Raw genomic sequence first — 16,094 nt, forward strand, 5'->3', positions numbered from 1 at the left:
CGATAGCTGTTATTGCCGCGGCAAATCATCCCAGGTGCCAGGGGCAAGCTGTGACTCGATTTCGGGATAGCGTGAGGCGTCAAAGACGGGCTGTACGCCGAGCTTGCGCTGACGCAGATAATCGCGCGCGATCAGCGCCACAACCGGTGAAAGGAGCAAAATGGCCGTCAGGTTGGTGATGGCCATCAGCGCCATAATGACGTCCGCTATTTGCCAGATCATCGGCATGCTGAGCAGGGAGCCGACGATCACCATCGTCAGCACCCCCGCGCGAAGTACGTTGCGGGCCAGACGCGAATCAACCTTCAGGAAAATAAGGTTATTTTCGGCATAGATATAGTTCACCGCAATGGAACTGAAGGCAAACAGCCCCACGACAAGTGCGACAAGGCCCGCGCCCCAGCCGCCGACGAGGGAGGCCAGCGCCTGTTGTACCCAATGAATACCTGTCGTATTGCCGGACGGATGTTCAGTCGCGCCAGCCAGCAGCATTATCATCGCGCTGGCGGAACAGATAACAATGGTGTCTGTGAAGACGCCAATCATCTGCACAATGCCCTGCGCGGCGGGATGCGGGGGCCAGGATGCGGCCGCGGCGGCGGCATTCGGCGTGGAACCCATCCCCGCTTCGTTGGAGAACATCCCCCGTTGAAATCCTGCGGCGAGTGCCTGGCTTACGGTGTAACCCAGTGCGCCGGAAGCAGCTTCGCGCCAGCCGAACGCGCTTTTGAAAATGGTGGCGATAATGTTCGGCACCTCGTCGATATGTATCGCGCACACCAACAGGCTGGTGGACACCCACAGCAGCGCCATCAGCGGAACCAGCCACTGCATCAGGCGGGCAACCCCTTTTAGCCCGGTCACAATGGTCAGCAGGGTGAGAAGGGCAAGCGCGCCGCCCGTCAGCCACTCCGGACAGTTGAAGGCGAAACGTAGCGCGTGGGCGACGGAGTTTGCCTGTACGGTATTGAAAATAAGGCCATAGGCAATCAGTAAAAAGAGTGAGAAGAGCACGCCCATCCAGCGCATTCCCAGCCCGCGAGCCATATACCAGGCAGGGCCGCCGCGGAACTGACCTTTACTGTCTTTTTCTTTGTAGAGCTGCGCAAGGGAGCACTCCGCAAAGGAGGTGGCCATGCCGATAATCGCTGTCACCCACATCCAGAATACCGCGCCCGGACCGCCCGCACCGATCGCCAGCGCGACACCGGCCAGGTTACCGCTGCCCACGCGCGCGGCCAGGCTGGTACAGAGCGCCTGAAACGAGGTCAGGCCGCCCGGCTGTGGGGTGACGCTGTTTTTCAGACTTCTGCCAAATTTGCGGATATAGCGGAACTGAATCAGCCCGCTGCGCCACGTAAACCAGATACCTGCTCCTGAAAGCAGGTATATCATGATCGAACCCCAGAGGACTTCGTTAATAAAGAAAAAGAAATCAGGCACTAACGTCCCTCTTGTTGATGCCAAAGTGAATATGTAAGCGCTATCACTGAGTGTGCATGCTGTTACTTAGCAGCCTGTTAATATTCTGAGTTTATCATACTCTGCCTAAGCGCACTGTCTGCGGTTGCGCTGCCTCTCACTCGTGTTATCATCAGGGCAGACCGGTTACATCCCCCTAACAAGTAAACCTGTCATTTTTCCGCTGCTGGCAAGCTGTCGGTAGTGTGAATTATCCAGGGCACGTTAAAAGAGAAACACTATCATGACGGATAAATTGACCTCCCTTCGTCAGTTCACCACTGTCGTCGCTGACACCGGAGATATCGCGGCAATGAAGCTGTACCAGCCGCAGGATGCCACAACCAACCCTTCTCTGATCCTTAACGCCGCGCAGATCCCTGAGTATCGCAAACTGATCGACGAGGCGGTGACCTGGGCGAAAGCACAGAGCAATGACCGCGCGCAGCAGGTTGTGGATGCCACTGACAAACTGGCAGTGAACATCGGTCTGGAAATCCTGAAACTCGTTCCTGGCCGTATCTCTACCGAAGTTGATGCACGTCTCTCCTACGACACCGAAGCGTCTATCGCCAAAGCAAAACGCCTGATTAAACTGTACAACGATGCGGGCATCAGCAACGATCGTATCCTGATCAAACTGGCCTCTACCTGGCAGGGCATCCGCGCTGCTGAGCAGCTGGAAAAAGAAGGCATCAACTGTAACCTGACTCTGCTGTTCTCCTTCGCGCAGGCGCGTGCATGTGCAGAAGCTGGCGTATACCTGATTTCTCCGTTCGTGGGCCGTATTCTGGACTGGTACAAAGCCAATACCGACAAGAAAGAGTATGCGGCGTCTGAAGATCCAGGCGTGATTTCCGTGACTGAAATCTACGAATACTACAAACAGCACGGCTATGAGACCGTTGTTATGGGCGCAAGCTTCCGTAACGTCGGCGAAATCATCGAGCTGGCTGGCTGTGACCGCCTGACCATCGCCCCTGCGCTGCTGAAAGAGCTGGCAGAAAGCGAAGGGACTATCGAACGTAAACTTTCTTACACCGGCGAAGTGAAAGCGCGCCCGGAGCGCATCACCGAATCCGAGTTCCTGTGGCAGCATAACCAGGATCCAATGGCCGTAGATAAACTGGCGGATGGTATCCGTAAGTTTGCTATCGACCAGGAAAAACTGGAAAAAATGATCGGCGACCTGCTGTAATCATTCTGCGTGACCGGGTTCCCGGTCACGCGTCTTCCCCCCCACCACTGTCTGAATTTCCTCTCTGCGTGTATCATTCCCTTTAATCAGTACTTTTTTAATGGAATGGATATGAATACCTTACGCATCGGCCTAGTGTCGATTTCTGACCGCGCCTCCAGCGGTGTTTATCAGGATAAAGGCATCCCTGCTCTGGAAGCGTGGCTGAGCAGCGCGCTCACTACCCCGTTTGAGATCCAGACTCGCCTGATCCCGGACGAGCAGCCGATCATCGAGCAGACCCTGTGTGAACTGGTGGATGAGATGAGTTGCCACCTTGTTCTGACAACGGGCGGAACCGGCCCCGCGCGCCGCGATGTGACGCCGGACGCGACGCTGGCGATTGCCGACCGCGAAATGCCGGGCTTCGGTGAACAGATGCGCCAGATCAGTCTACACTTTGTCCCGACGGCCATTCTCTCTCGCCAGGTGGGGGTGATCCGCAAGCAGGCGTTGATCCTTAACCTGCCGGGTCAGCCGAAGTCGATCAAAGAAACGCTGGAAGGGGTGAAAGCCGAGGACGGCAGCGTTATCGTGCACGGCATCTTTGCAAGTGTACCGTATTGTATACAGTTGCTTGACGGTCCCTATGTGGAAACTGACGGCAACGTGGTAGCAGCATTTCGCCCTAAAAGCGCTCGCCGCGAAACAATCTCCTGAAATTGATTAAAATGTGACATTCGCGCCAGCCACGGTAGCGTGTAAATGGATTTACGATATAGTAATTTTTTCTTTACGATTGCTGTAAAAAATAATCCACAACACATGCACAATGGTTCGCTATGTCACATAACACCCGACCTCTGAATCGACAGGACTACAAAACCCTGACGCTCGCCGCCTTAGGCGGCGCGCTGGAGTTTTACGACTTCATCATCTTCGTCTTCTTCGCTGCCGTCGTGGGGGCGCTGTTTTTCCCGGCGGATATCCCTGAATGGCTGCGTCAGGTGCAAACCTTCGGCATTTTTGCCGCCGGATATCTGGCGCGTCCGCTGGGCGGCATTGTCATGGCGCACTTTGGCGATCTGGTTGGGCGCAAGAAGATGTTTACCCTCAGTATCCTGCTGATGGCCGTGCCGACGCTGGCGATTGGTCTTTTGCCTACCTATGAGTCGATGGGCATTATCGCCCCGTTATTACTGCTGCTGATGCGTATTCTCCAGGGGGCGGCCATCGGTGGGGAAGTGCCGGGCGCCTGGGTGTTTGTCGCTGAGCACGTCCCGGTGCGCCGGATCGGCATTGCGTGCGGAACGCTGACCGCAGGGCTGACGATCGGGATCCTGCTTGGCTCCGTGGTCGCCACCATCATCAATACCAGCATGACGCAGCAGGCCGTTCACGACTGGGGCTGGCGTATCCCGTTCCTGCTGGGCGGGGCGTTTGGGTTGGTGGCAATGTACCTGCGACGCTGGTTGCAGGAGACGCCAATATTTCTGGAAATGCAGCAGCGAAAGGCGCTGGCGCAAGAACTGCCGGTGAAAACGGTGGTGGTGCGGCATAAAAAAGCGGTGGTGGTATCGATGCTTCTGACCTGGCTGCTGTCTGCGGGCATTGTGGTGGTCATTTTGATGTCGCCAGTCTGGCTGCAAAAACAGTACGGTTTTGCGCCCGCCGTGACGTTACAGGCGAACAGTATCGCGACAATTATGCTCTGCTTTGGCTGTCTGGCCGCCGGTCTGGCGGCGGATCGTTTCGGGGCCAGCGTGACCTTTATTGTCGGCAGCCTGCTGCTGGCCGCGTCGAGCTGGGCATTTTACCACCTGGCGGGCAGTCATCCTGAACAGCTGTTCCTGCTGTACGGCATCGTCGGGCTGTGCGTGGGCGTCGTTGGCGCCGTACCGTACGTGATGGTCCGCGCCTTCCCGCCGGAGGTACGCTTTACCGGGATCTCTTTCTCTTATAACGTCTCGTATGCCATTTTCGGTGGGCTAACGCCAATAGTGGTCACGGTGTTAATGGGGGTGTCACCCCTCGCACCAGCGTGGTACGTGCTGGCGTTATCGCTGATGGGGCTGGTATTGGGGATGTGGCTTCGCCAGTCAGCGGGACGTCGGGCCCGCGACGGGGCCACGACAGAGGGATCAGTGTTTTTCACCAATCGGTAGAATGGTGCGGCCGAACTGCTCGTTCAGCACTTCACCCATAGCGAGGTAGATTGCGCTTGCGCCGCAAACCAGACCCACCCAGCCGGCAACGTGAACGATGCCTTCGTTATCCGCCAGGTGACCGATGGCCAGCAGGGCGAACAGTACGGTCAGGCTCAGGAAGACGAATTGCAGCGCGCGGTTCGCCTTAAGGGTGCCGAAGAACATGAACAGGGTGAATACGCCCCACAGTCCCAGGTACACGCCCAGGAAATGGGTGTTTGCCGCCTCCGCCAGGCCCATTTTAGGCATCAGCAGAATCGCGACCAGAGTCAGCCAGAAGGAACCGTAAGAGGTAAAGGCGGTTAAGCCGAAGGTGTTGCCTTTCTTATATTCCAGCAGGCCCGCAAAAATTTGTGCGATACCGCCGTAAAAAATGCCCATCGCCAGGATAATGCCGTCCATCGGGAACATCCCGATATTGTGCAGGTTCAGCAGAATGGTGGTCATGCCAAAACCCATCAGGCCCAGCGGAGCCGGATTAGCCAACTTAGTGTTGCCCATAAGTCCTCAAAAAAATCATCATTAATATGGTGAAATGGTTAAACCCGCGCCAGTTCTCCCTGACGGGGCGCGGCATCATAATGGGCGGCATCGACGCCGTCTATGATCTCATCGGGGTGAAATTAAAAAATTTTTTATCCTTCCCCCTTGATGGATGCCGTTGTGACCCCATCTTGTAAGCAACCGCAGTGTGTGGACCTGAAAAAAATCAAATCTGGGCAGTTGAAAAAGCACGTTCTGCCCTTATTACAGGTACACAACCACATGTTGACTGAATTTTTAGTGGAGACGTTTAGATGGGTAAAATTATTGGTATCGACCTGGGTACTACCAACTCTTGTGTAGCGATTATGGATGGCACTACTGCACGTGTGCTGGAGAACGCCGAGGGCGATCGCACCACGCCTTCTATCATTGCTTATACCCAGGATGGTGAAACTCTGGTTGGTCAGCCGGCTAAACGTCAGGCAGTGACAAACCCGCAAAACACCCTGTTTGCGATCAAACGCCTGATTGGCCGCCGCTTCCAGGACGAAGAAGTTCAGCGTGACGTTTCCATCATGCCTTACAAAATTATCGCAGCGGATAACGGCGATGCATGGCTTGATGTGAAAGGCACCAAAACTGCACCACCGCAGATCTCTGCTGAAGTGCTGAAAAAAATGAAGAAAACCGCGGAAGATTACCTGGGTGAGCCGGTAACTGAAGCTGTTATTACCGTACCTGCCTACTTCAACGATGCTCAGCGTCAGGCAACCAAAGATGCTGGCCGTATCGCAGGTCTGGAAGTAAAACGTATCATCAACGAACCAACCGCAGCTGCGCTGGCTTACGGTCTGGATAAAGAAGTTGGCAACCGTACTATCGCGGTTTACGACCTGGGTGGTGGTACTTTCGATATCTCTATTATCGAAATCGACGACGTTGACGGCGAAAAAACCTTCGAAGTTCTGGCAACCAACGGTGATACCCACCTGGGTGGTGAAGACTTCGATACCCGTCTGATCAACTACCTCGTTGACGAGTTCAAGAAAGATCAGGGCATTGACCTGCGTAACGACCCGCTGGCGATGCAGCGCCTGAAAGAAGCCGCTGAGAAAGCGAAGATCGAGCTGTCTTCCGCTCAGCAGACCGACGTGAACCTGCCGTACATCACCGCAGACGCGACCGGTCCAAAACACATGAACATCAAAGTGACCCGTGCGAAACTGGAAAGCCTGGTAGAAGACCTGGTGAACCGTTCTATCGAGCCACTGAAAGTTGCATTGCAGGACGCTGGCCTGTCCGTGTCTGACATTCAGGACGTTATCCTGGTAGGTGGTCAGACCCGTATGCCAATGGTTCAGAAGAAAGTGGCTGAATTCTTTGGCAAAGAGCCACGTAAAGACGTTAACCCGGACGAAGCAGTGGCTATCGGTGCTGCGGTTCAGGGTGGTGTACTGACGGGTGAAGTGAAAGACGTACTGCTGCTGGACGTTACCCCGCTGTCTCTGGGTATCGAAACCATGGGTGGCGTGATGACTCCGCTCATCAACAAAAACACCACTATCCCGACGAAACACAGCCAGGTGTTCTCTACCGCTGAAGACAACCAGTCTGCGGTAACCATCCATGTGATTCAGGGTGAGCGTAAGCGTGCGGCAGATAACAAATCTCTGGGTCAGTTCAACCTGGACGGTATTAACCCGGCACCACGCGGCATGCCACAGATCGAAGTCACATTCGACATCGATGCTGACGGTATCCTGCACGTGTCTGCGAAAGACAAAAACAGCGGTAAAGAGCAGAAGATCACCATCAAGGCATCTTCTGGCCTGAACGAAGCGGAAATCGAAAAAATGGTTCGTGATGCCGAAGCTAACGCGGAATCCGACCGTAAGTTCGAAGAGCTGGTTCAGACCCGTAACCAGGGTGACCATCTGCTGCACAGCACCCGTAAGCAGGTTGAAGAAGCGGGCGATAAACTGCCAGCGGAAGACAAAACTGCGATCGAAACTGCACTGAGCGCGCTGGAAACGTCTCTGAAAGGCGAAGACAAAGCGGACATCGAAGCGAAGATGCAGGAGCTGGCACAGGTTTCTCAGAAGCTGATGGAAATCGCTCAGCAGCAGCACGCACAGCAGCAGGCGGGCGCTGATGCTTCCCAGAACAACGCGAAAGACGACGATGTTGTCGACGCTGAGTTCGAAGAAGTGAAAGACAAAAAATAATCGCCCTGATGCAGGGTAAGTAATCGGCACGGGCGTAGGAGAATTCTCCACGCCCGTGCTCGCATGTTAAGGGGCTTAAAAAAACCAATGGCAAAGCAAGACTATTACGAGATTTTAGGCGTTCCGAAAACTGCGGAAGAGCGTGAAATTAAAAAGGCGTATAAGCGCCTGGCCATGAAATTCCACCCGGACCGCAATCAGGGTGACAAAGAGGCTGAAGCCAAATTTAAAGAGATCAAAGAAGCCTACGAAGTCCTGACCGATGCACAAAAACGTGCGGCTTACGACCAGTATGGTCACGCGGCCTTTGAACAGGGCGGCATGGGCGGCGGTGGATTTGGTGGCGGCGGCTTTGGCGGCGGTGCGGATTTCAGCGACATCTTTGGCGATGTATTTGGCGATATCTTCGGTGGTGGTCGTGGTCGTCAACGCGCGGCGCGCGGCGCAGACCTGCGCTACAACATGGATCTGACGCTGGAAGAAGCGGTTCGTGGCGTAACCAAAGAGATCCGTATCCCGACGCTGGAAGAGTGTGACGTTTGCCACGGCAGCGGTGCGAAGGCTGGAACTCAGCCGCAGACCTGTCCGACCTGTCACGGTTCCGGTCAGGTCCAGATGCGTCAGGGCTTCTTCGCGGTGCAGCAGGCGTGTCCGCACTGTCATGGTCGCGGTACGCTGATTAAAGATCCGTGCACCAAATGCCACGGTCATGGTCGCGTTGAGAAAACCAAAACGCTGTCCGTTAAGATCCCGGCGGGCGTTGATACGGGCGACCGCATCCGTCTGGCAGGCGAGGGTGAAGCAGGGGAGCACGGTGCACCGGCAGGCGATCTGTACGTTCAGGTGCAGGTGAAGCAGCACGCCATCTTCGAGCGTGAAGGTAACAACCTGTACTGTGAAGTGCCGATCAACTTCGCGATGGCGGCACTCGGCGGTGAAATCGAAGTGCCAACGCTGGACGGTCGCGTTAACCTGAAAATTCCTGGCGAAACCCAGACCGGCAAACTGTTCCGCATGCGCGGCAAAGGCGTTAAATCCGTTCGCGGTGGCGCGCAGGGTGACCTGTTATGCCGCGTGGTCGTTGAAACGCCGGTCGGCCTGAACGACAAGCAGAAACAGCTCCTGAAAGAGTTGCAGGAAAGCTTTGGCGGCCCAACGGGTGAGAAAAACAGCCCGCGCTCCAAAAGCTTCTTCGATGGCGTCAAAAAATTCTTCGACGATTTAACCCGCTAATTCGCCAGCTGGTTACTATCCTTTAAAGCCCGGAAGCGATTCCGGGCTTTTTGCTTTATAGCCTTATTGCTCGGTTAAACTGAATCTATACCCAATATTAATCTGATTTTACCGATCTGTTTGCGCTGATATTATGGTTTTACCGAAGTATTGTTGTAAAAGAGAGAGTAAACGTGAAATTACTACACCGTTTCTTTAGCAGTGAGGCGTCCGGCGGCATCATTCTGATCATTGCTGCTGTGGCTGCCATGCTGCTCGCCAACATGGGCATGACGCGCGATCTCTATCACGCATTTCTGGAAACGCCCGTTGAGCTTAAGGTCGGGGCGCTGGAAATTAACAAGAACATGCTGCTATGGATCAACGATGCACTGATGGCGGTGTTCTTTTTGCTGGTGGGGCTGGAGGTCAAACGTGAACTGGTGATCGGTTCGCTTGCCAGCCGACAGCGCGCGGCGTTTCCGGTGATCGCGGCAATTGGCGGGATGGTCGTTCCGGCGCTGCTTTTCCTCGCGTTTGCGTGGCAGGATCCGGTTGCGCGTGACGGCTGGGCGATCCCGGCCGCGACGGACATCGCGTTTGCGCTCGGCGTTTTAGCCCTGCTTGGCAGCCGTGTGCCGACCGCACTCAAAATTTTCCTGATGGCGCTGGCGATTATTGATGACCTGGGCGCTATTGTGATTATCGCGTTGTTCTACACCAGCGATCTGTCTGTTCTGTCGCTGAGCGTGGCGGCCGTGGCTATTGCGGTGCTGGCGTTGCTGAACATCTTCAATGTCCGACGCACGGGTATTTATATTCTGGTGGGAATGGTGCTGTGGACGGCTGTGCTGAAGTCTGGCGTGCATGCCACGCTGGCTGGCGTCATCGTTGGCTTCTTTATTCCGCTGAAGGAGAAGGACGGAAAATCGCCTGCTAAACAGTTAGAGCATGTGTTGCACCCTTGGGTGGGCTTTATGATCCTGCCGCTGTTCGCGTTTGCCAACGCGGGGGTGTCCCTGGCAGGGGTTACCCTGGACGGACTCACCTCCGTGCTGCCGCTGGGCATCATCGCCGGTCTGTTTATCGGCAAGCCGCTGGGCATTAGCCTGTTCTGCTGGCTGGCGCTGAAACTGAAGCTGGCGTCATTGCCAAACGGAACCACCTTTAGACAGATTATGGCCGTCGGCGTGCTGTGCGGTATTGGATTCACCATGTCGATCTTTATCTCGACGCTGGCGTTTGGTACAAGCGCGCCTGAGCTGATCATCTGGGCGAAACTCGGCATTCTTATCGGGTCGTTACTGGCCGCGGTTGTTGGTTATACCTTGTTGAAGGTGAAGTTGTCCGGACAGGCTGTCCAGGCATAACAGGAAACCGGGAGGAGGGAAGCCTTCTCCCGATAAACTATCAGGGAGTGAAAACGTGATGTCACATTTGAACTATAACCACCTCTATTACTTCTGGCATGTCTACAAGCAGGGCTCGGTCGTGGGGGCCGCAGAGGCGCTCTACCTGACGCCACAGACTATCACCGGGCAAATCAAAGCCCTGGAAGAGCGTTTGCAGGGAAAGCTTTTTAAGCGGAAAGGGCGGGGCATTGAGCCGAGCGAGCTGGGTGAACTGGTGTTCCGTTACGCGGACAAGATGTTCACCCTGAGCCAGGAGATGCTGGATATCGTTAACTATCGCAAAGAGTCTAACCTGCTCTTTGACGTGGGGGTGGCGGATGCGCTGTCCAAACGGCTGGTGAGCGGCGTGCTGGATGCGGCAGTGGTGGAAGATGAACAGATTCATTTACGCTGCTTTGAGTCCACTCACGAAATGCTGCTGGAACAGCTGAGCCAGCACAAGCTGGACATGATTATCTCGGACTGCCCCATCGATTCGACGCAGCAGGAGGGTTTGTTCTCGGTGAAAATTGGTGAATGCGGCGTCAGTTTCTGGTGCATCAATCCGCCACCGGAAAAACCGTTTCCGGCCTGCCTGGAAGAGCGCCGCTTGCTGGTGCCGGGAAGGCGTTCCATGCTCGGACGCAAGCTGCTGAACTGGTTTAACTCGCAGGGGCTGAACGTAGAAATCCTCGGTGAGTTCGACGATGCCGCGCTGATGAAAGCCTTTGGCGAGGCACACAACGCTATCTTCGTTGCCCCGACGCTGTACGCGCACGATCTCTATTCAGACGACAAGATTACGGAGATTGGCAGGGTAGATAACGTGATGGAGGAGTATCACGCCATATTCGCCGAAAGGATGATTCAGCACCCGGCGGTGCAGCGAATCTGCAACCGTGACTACTCGGCGCTGTTTACACCACCGGCAATCTGAAGACATAAAAAAACCCGCGTTAAGCGGGTTCTTTCAAACAAGCAACAACAAGTGGCGATTAAGCCAGTTTGTTGATCTGCGCGGTCAGGTTTGCTTTATGACGCGCTGCTTTGTTTTTGTGGATCAGACCTTTAGCAGCCTGACGATCCACGATTGGTTGCATTTCGTTAAATGCGTTCTGCGCTGCAGCTTTGTCGCCAGCTTCGATTGCTGCGTATACTTTCTTGATGAAAGTACGCATCATAGAGCGACGGCTTGCATTGTGCTTACGAGCCTTTTCAGACTGAACGGCACGTTTCTTAGCTGATTTGATATTAGCCAAGGTCCAACTCCCAAATATGATCTATGTGGACAATTCAAAGGCCGAGGAATATGCCCTCTATACCTTCTTTTGTCAATGGATTTGTGCAAATAAGCGCCGTTAATGTGGCGACGCTACGTTACGTAGTGATGGCGCAGGATTCTACCAGCTTGTCGTTCGTGAATACAGCTTTTCGGCGTAAAAATCGCAGTTCACGGGCAGATTTTTTTGCTGTGAAAGGTCAGCGTGATGAAATCATACAGCTTTCTGTTTAGCGTGAACAATCGCCGGTTAACCTTAACCGCTGTACAAGGTATACTTTGGCGATTTTCACTGTTTTGAGCCAGTCATGAAGCTGATACGCGGCATACATAATCTCAGTCAGGCCCCGCGCGGGTGCGTGCTGACCATTGGCAATTTCGACGGCGTGCATCGTGGGCATCAGGCGCTGTTGCAGGGATTGCGTAAAGAAGGCGAGGCGCGAGGCCTGCCCGTCGTGGTGATGATTTTCGAGCCTCAGCCGCTGGAGCTGTTTGCAGGCGAGAAATCCCCCGCGCGGCTGACTCGTCTGCGCGAGAAGTTACGCTACCTGGCGGAGTCAGGGGTAGACTACGTCCTGTGCATACGGTTCGACCGTCGCTTTGCCGCGCTGACCGCACAAAACTTCGTCAGTGACCTGTTGGTCAGGCAGCTTGGCGTGCAGTTTCTTGCCGTGGGCGATGATTTCCGCTTTGGCGCTGGTCGTCAGGGCGATTTCTTGTTATTACAGAAGGCTGGCCTGGAGTACGGGTTTGACGTCACCAGTACAATGACCTTCTGCGAGGGCGGGGTGCGCGTCAGCAGCACGGCGGTACGTCAGGCGCTGGCGAACGATGATCTGGACACGGCAGAAACGCTGCTGGGCCATCCGTTCACGATTTCAGGTCGCGTGGTCCATGGCGATGCGCTGGGCCGCACGATAGGTTTCCCGACGGCGAATATACCGCTGCGCCGTCAGGTCTCCCCGGTTAAAGGGGTATATGCGGTGGAAGTGGCAGGACTGGGCGAGAAGCCTTTCTACGGTGTTGCCAACATTGGCACACGTCCAACCGTTGCCGGTGTACGTCAACAGTTAGAAGTACACCTGCTGGACGTTGTAATGGACCTCTACGGTCGCCATATAGATGTGATACTGCGTAAAAAAATACGCAATGAACAGCGATTCGCTTCGCTGGACGAACTTAAGGCGCAAATCGCGCGAGATGAATTAACGGCCCGCGAGTTTTTTGGGCTTTAGAACCGGCTTAACTGCCTACGTGATAAATACGGAACCGAGAATCTGATGAGTGACTATAAATCAACCCTGAATTTGCCGGAAACAGGGTTCCCGATGCGCGGCGATCTCGCCAAGCGTGAACCGGGAATGCTGGCGCGTTGGACCGATGATGACCTGTACGGCATCATTCGTGCAGCCAAAAAAGGCAAAAAAACCTTCATTCTGCATGATGGCCCTCCATATGCGAATGGCAGCATTCATATTGGTCACTCTGTAAACAAGATTCTGAAAGACATTATCGTGAAGTCCAAAGGACTCGCGGGATATGACTCGCCTTACGTTCCGGGCTGGGACTGCCACGGTCTGCCAATCGAGCTGAAAGTGGAGCAAGAGTTCGGCAAGCCGGGTGAGAAGTTCACCGCCGCCGAGTTCCGCGCGAAATGCCGCGAATACGCCGCCACCCAGGTTGACGGTCAGCGCGCTGACTTCATCCGTCTGGGCGTGCTGGGCGACTGGTCGCACCCGTACCTGACCATGGACTTCAAAACCGAAGCCAACATCATCCGTGCGCTGGGCAAAATCATCGGTAACGGCCACCTGCACAAGGGCGCGAAGCCGGTGCACTGGTGCGTAGACTGCCGCTCTGCGCTGGCAGAAGCGGAAGTGGAGTATTACGACAAAACCTCCCCTTCTATCGACGTGGCTTTCGAAGCGGTCGATCAGGATGCGATCAAAGCTAAATTTGGTCTGCCTGGCGTAAGCGGCCCAATCTCGCTGGTTATCTGGACCACCACCCCGTGGACGCTGCCAGCCAACCGTGCTATTTCCCTGTCCGGTGAGTTTGAGTACGCGCTGGTGCAGATTGATGGCCGCGCGGTTATCCTGGCGAAAGATCTGGTTGAGAGCGTGCTGAAGCGCGCGAACATCACCGACTACTCCGTGCTGGGCACCGTAAAAGGCGACGCGCTGGAGCTGATGCGCTTCAAGCACCCGTTCCTGGACTTCGACGTTCCGGCGATCCTGGGCGACCATGTGACGCTGGACGCGGGTACGGGTGCGGTACATACCGCCGGTGGCCATGGTCCTGACGACTACAACATCAGCCTGAAATACGGTCTGGAAATCGCCAACCCGGTTGGCCCGGACGGCTCTTACCTGCCCGGTACTTACCCGGCGCTGGACGGTATCAACGTCTTTAAGGCGAACGACATCATCGTTGACATGCTGCGTGACCGCGGCGCACTGCTGCACGTTGAGAAAATGCAGCACAGCTATCCGTGCTGCTGGCGTCATAAGACGCCGATCATCTTCCGTGCGACCCCGCAGTGGTTCGTCAGCATGGATCAGAAAGGCCTGCGCGAGCAGTCACTGAAAGAGATCAAAGGCGTGCAGTGGATCCCTGACTGGGGCCAGGCGCGTATCGAATCGATGGTGGCTAACCGTCCTGACTGGTGTATCTCCCGTCAGCGTACCTGGGGCGTGCCGATGTCCCTGTTCGTGCATAAAGAGACGCAGGAACTGCACCCGAACACCCTGGAACTGATGGAAGAAGTGGCGAAGCGCGTTGAAGTTGATGGCATTCAGGCGTGGTGGGATCTTGACGCCCGCGACATCCTGGGCGCGGACGCGGACAACTATGAGAAAGTGCCGGATACCCTGGACGTGTGGTTTGACTCCGGGTCTACCCACTCTTCCGTGGTTGACGTGCGTCCGGAATTTGCCGGTCACGCTGCCGACATGTATCTGGAAGGTTCCGACCAACACCGCGGCTGGTTCATGTCATCCCTGATGATCTCCACCGCCATGAAGGGTAAAGCACCTTACCGTCAGGTACTGACTCACGGCTTCACCGTGGATGGTCAGGGCCGTAAGATGTCCAAGTCCATCGGTAACACCGTTTCTCCGCAGGACGTGATGAACAAGCTGGGTGCGGACATCCTGCGCCTGTGGGTGGCCTCTACCGACTACACCGGCGAAATGGCGGTGTCCGACGAGATCCTGAAACGTGCGGCTGACAGCTATCGTCGTATCCGTAACACCGCGCGCTTCCTGCTGGCGAACCTGAACGGGTTTGATCCAGTGAAAGACATGGTTAAACCGGAAGAGATGGTCGTGCTCGATCGCTGGGCGGTAGGCTGTGCGAAAGCGGCCCAGGAAGACATCGTTAAGGCGTACGAATCTTACGACTTCCACGAAGTGGTGCAGCGCCTGATGCGCTTCTGCTCCATCGAGATGGGCTCGTTCTACCTCGACATCATAAAAGACCGCCAGTACACCGCGAAAGCGGACAGCGTGGCGCGTCGTAGCTGCCAGACCGCGCTGTTCCACATCGCAGAAGCGCTGGTACGCTGGATGGCGCCGATCATGTCCTTCACCGCGGATGAAATCTGGGGCTACCTGCCGGGCGACCGCGAGAAGTATGTTTTCACTGGCGAGTGGTACGAAGGTCTGTTTGACCTCTCCAGCACCGAAGCGATGAACGATGCTTACTGGGACGAGCTGCTGAAAGTGCGCGGCGAAGTGAACAAGGTTATCGAGCAGGCGCGTGCGGACAAGAAAGTCGGTGGCTCTCTGGAAGCGACGGTGACCCTGTACGCAGAGCCTGAGCTGGCCGCGAAGCTGACCGCGCTGGGCGATGAATTACGATTTGTCCTGTTGACCTCCGGTGCGAAAGTTGCGGATTATGCCGAGGCTTCTGCTGATGCTCAGCAGAGCGAACTGCTCAAAGGACTGAAAGTCGCTCTGAGCAAAGCCGACGGTGAAAAATGCCCGCGTTGCTGGCATTACACCACTGATGTCGGTCAGGTGGCGGAACACGCAGACATTTGCGGACGCTGTGTAAGCAACGTCGCCGGTGACGGCGAAAAACGTAAGTTTGCCTGATGAGTAAAACTCTCTGTTCAACAGGACTGCGCTGGCTGTGGCTGGTTGTGGTGGTGCTGATTATTGATTTGGGCAGCAAGTTCCTGATCCTCCAGAATTTCGCTCTGGGGGATACGGTCCCGCTGTTCCCGTCGCTTAACCTGCACTACGCCCGTAACTACGGCGCGGCGTTCAGTTTCCTTGCCGACAGCGGTGGCTGGCAGCGCTGGTTCTTCGCAGGTATCGCGATCGGTATCTGCGTCGTGCTGGCGGTGCTGATGTACCGCTCGAAGGCCACGCAAAAGCTGAATAACATCGCCTACGCGCTGATCATTGGCGGCGCACTGGGTAACCTCTTTGACCGCCTGTGGCACGGCTTTGTGGTCGATATGATCGACTTCTACGTCGGCGACTGGCACTTCGCGACCTTTAACCTCGCCGATAGCGCAATATGCGTTGGTGCGGCGTTAATCGTGCTGGAAGGCTTCTTGCCAAAACCGGCTGCGAAAGAGCAGGTTTAATTGTCAATGCCGACACTTGTAGGCCGGGTAAGCGAAGTGCCACCCGGCACACAGGCGAG

The 16,094-nt window shown here is 55.5% G+C and carries 13 protein-coding genes and 1 pseudogene; 11 read left to right on the top strand and 3 right to left on the bottom strand.

All coding sequences use genetic code 11. The features are described 5' to 3' along the window. Nucleotides 1-9: 9 nt before the first annotated feature. Nucleotides 10-1,443, bottom strand: coding sequence for an alanine/glycine:cation symporter family protein (locus tag ACOTX7_RS03715; RefSeq protein WP_221256891.1), 1,434 nt, complete (start codon nt 1,441-1,443; stop codon nt 10-12). Nucleotides 1,444-1,705: 262 nt separating this feature from the next. Here ACOTX7_RS03715 and tal point away from each other — a divergent pair, with 262 nt between their 5' ends. From tal to ACOTX7_RS03730, 3 genes are all read left to right on the top strand, one after another. Further along, nucleotides 1,706-2,659 (top strand): transaldolase, encoded by a 954-nt coding sequence (gene tal / locus ACOTX7_RS03720; RefSeq protein ID WP_006810174.1) that lies wholly within the window; start codon nt 1,706-1,708, stop codon nt 2,657-2,659. 111 nt (nt 2,660-2,770) lie between these two features. Beyond that, the gene (gene mog, locus ACOTX7_RS03725; protein ID WP_047354693.1) at nt 2,771-3,358 is read left to right on the top strand and encodes a molybdopterin adenylyltransferase; all 588 of its coding nucleotides are present in this window, start codon (nt 2,771-2,773) and stop codon (nt 3,356-3,358) included. A gap of 122 nt (nt 3,359-3,480) precedes the next feature. Beyond that, nucleotides 3,481-4,803, top strand: a complete 1,323-nt coding sequence (locus tag ACOTX7_RS03730) for an MFS transporter (RefSeq protein ID WP_421626048.1) — start codon at nt 3,481-3,483, stop codon at nt 4,801-4,803. Here ACOTX7_RS03730 and satP read toward each other — a convergent pair. Beyond that, a complete protein-coding gene (gene satP / locus ACOTX7_RS03735) occupies nt 4,780-5,346 on the bottom strand; it encodes an acetate uptake transporter (protein WP_221256893.1) in 567 nt (188 codons plus the stop codon). The genes ACOTX7_RS03730 and satP overlap by 24 nt on opposite strands. A 296-nt stretch (nt 5,347-5,642) precedes the next feature. On the opposite strand from satP, the gene dnaK reads away from it, so the two are divergent. The 4 genes from dnaK to nhaR all read left to right on the top strand — a co-directional run bounded on the left by dnaK (nt 5,643) and on the right by nhaR (nt 11,096). Next, nucleotides 5,643-7,556, top strand: a complete 1,914-nt coding sequence (gene dnaK / locus ACOTX7_RS03740; RefSeq protein ID WP_006810169.1) for a molecular chaperone DnaK — start codon at nt 5,643-5,645, stop codon at nt 7,554-7,556. A gap of 87 nt (nt 7,557-7,643) precedes the next feature. Then, nucleotides 7,644-8,789, top strand: a complete 1,146-nt coding sequence (gene dnaJ, locus ACOTX7_RS03745) for a molecular chaperone DnaJ (protein WP_008502040.1) — start codon at nt 7,644-7,646, stop codon at nt 8,787-8,789. A gap of 173 nt (nt 8,790-8,962) precedes the next feature. Continuing rightward, nucleotides 8,963-10,138, top strand: coding sequence for a Na+/H+ antiporter NhaA (gene nhaA / locus ACOTX7_RS03750; RefSeq protein ID WP_221256894.1), 1,176 nt, complete (start codon nt 8,963-8,965; stop codon nt 10,136-10,138). 58 nt (nt 10,139-10,196) lie between these two features. Next, nucleotides 10,197-11,096, top strand: coding sequence for a transcriptional activator NhaR (nhaR, locus tag ACOTX7_RS03755; RefSeq protein ID WP_003856462.1), 900 nt, complete (start codon nt 10,197-10,199; stop codon nt 11,094-11,096). Nucleotides 11,097-11,154: 58 nt separating this feature from the next. On the opposite strand, the gene rpsT is transcribed toward nhaR, so the two are convergent. After that, a complete protein-coding gene (rpsT, locus tag ACOTX7_RS03760) occupies nt 11,155-11,418 on the bottom strand; it encodes a 30S ribosomal protein S20 (RefSeq protein WP_003856458.1) in 264 nt (87 codons plus the stop codon). A gap of 115 nt (nt 11,419-11,533) precedes the next feature. Here rpsT and ACOTX7_RS03765 point away from each other — a divergent pair. The 4 genes and pseudogenes from ACOTX7_RS03765 to lspA form a co-directional block, all read left to right on the top strand. Continuing rightward, a pseudogene (locus ACOTX7_RS03765) lies at nt 11,534-11,739 on the top strand (DUF2575 domain-containing protein); the annotation flags it as partial. Between the two features lie 7 nt (nt 11,740-11,746). Beyond that, nucleotides 11,747-12,673, top strand: a complete 927-nt coding sequence (ribF, locus tag ACOTX7_RS03770; RefSeq protein WP_221256895.1) for a bifunctional riboflavin kinase/FAD synthetase — start codon at nt 11,747-11,749, stop codon at nt 12,671-12,673. Between the two features lie 45 nt (nt 12,674-12,718). Continuing rightward, nucleotides 12,719-15,535 (top strand): isoleucine--tRNA ligase, encoded by a 2,817-nt coding sequence (gene ileS, locus ACOTX7_RS03775; RefSeq protein ID WP_006810165.1) that lies wholly within the window; start codon nt 12,719-12,721, stop codon nt 15,533-15,535. Beyond that, nucleotides 15,535-16,035, top strand: a complete 501-nt coding sequence (lspA, locus tag ACOTX7_RS03780; RefSeq protein WP_006810164.1) for a signal peptidase II — start codon at nt 15,535-15,537, stop codon at nt 16,033-16,035. The genes ileS and lspA overlap by 1 nt, the downstream gene beginning before the upstream one ends. Nucleotides 16,036-16,094: the final 59 nt, after the last annotated feature.

Origin of the sequence: Enterobacter cloacae complex sp. IR5418, from assembly GCF_049238105.1 — a bacterium.
GTDB classification, from domain to species: Bacteria; Pseudomonadota; Gammaproteobacteria; order Enterobacterales; family Enterobacteriaceae; genus Enterobacter; species Enterobacter hormaechei.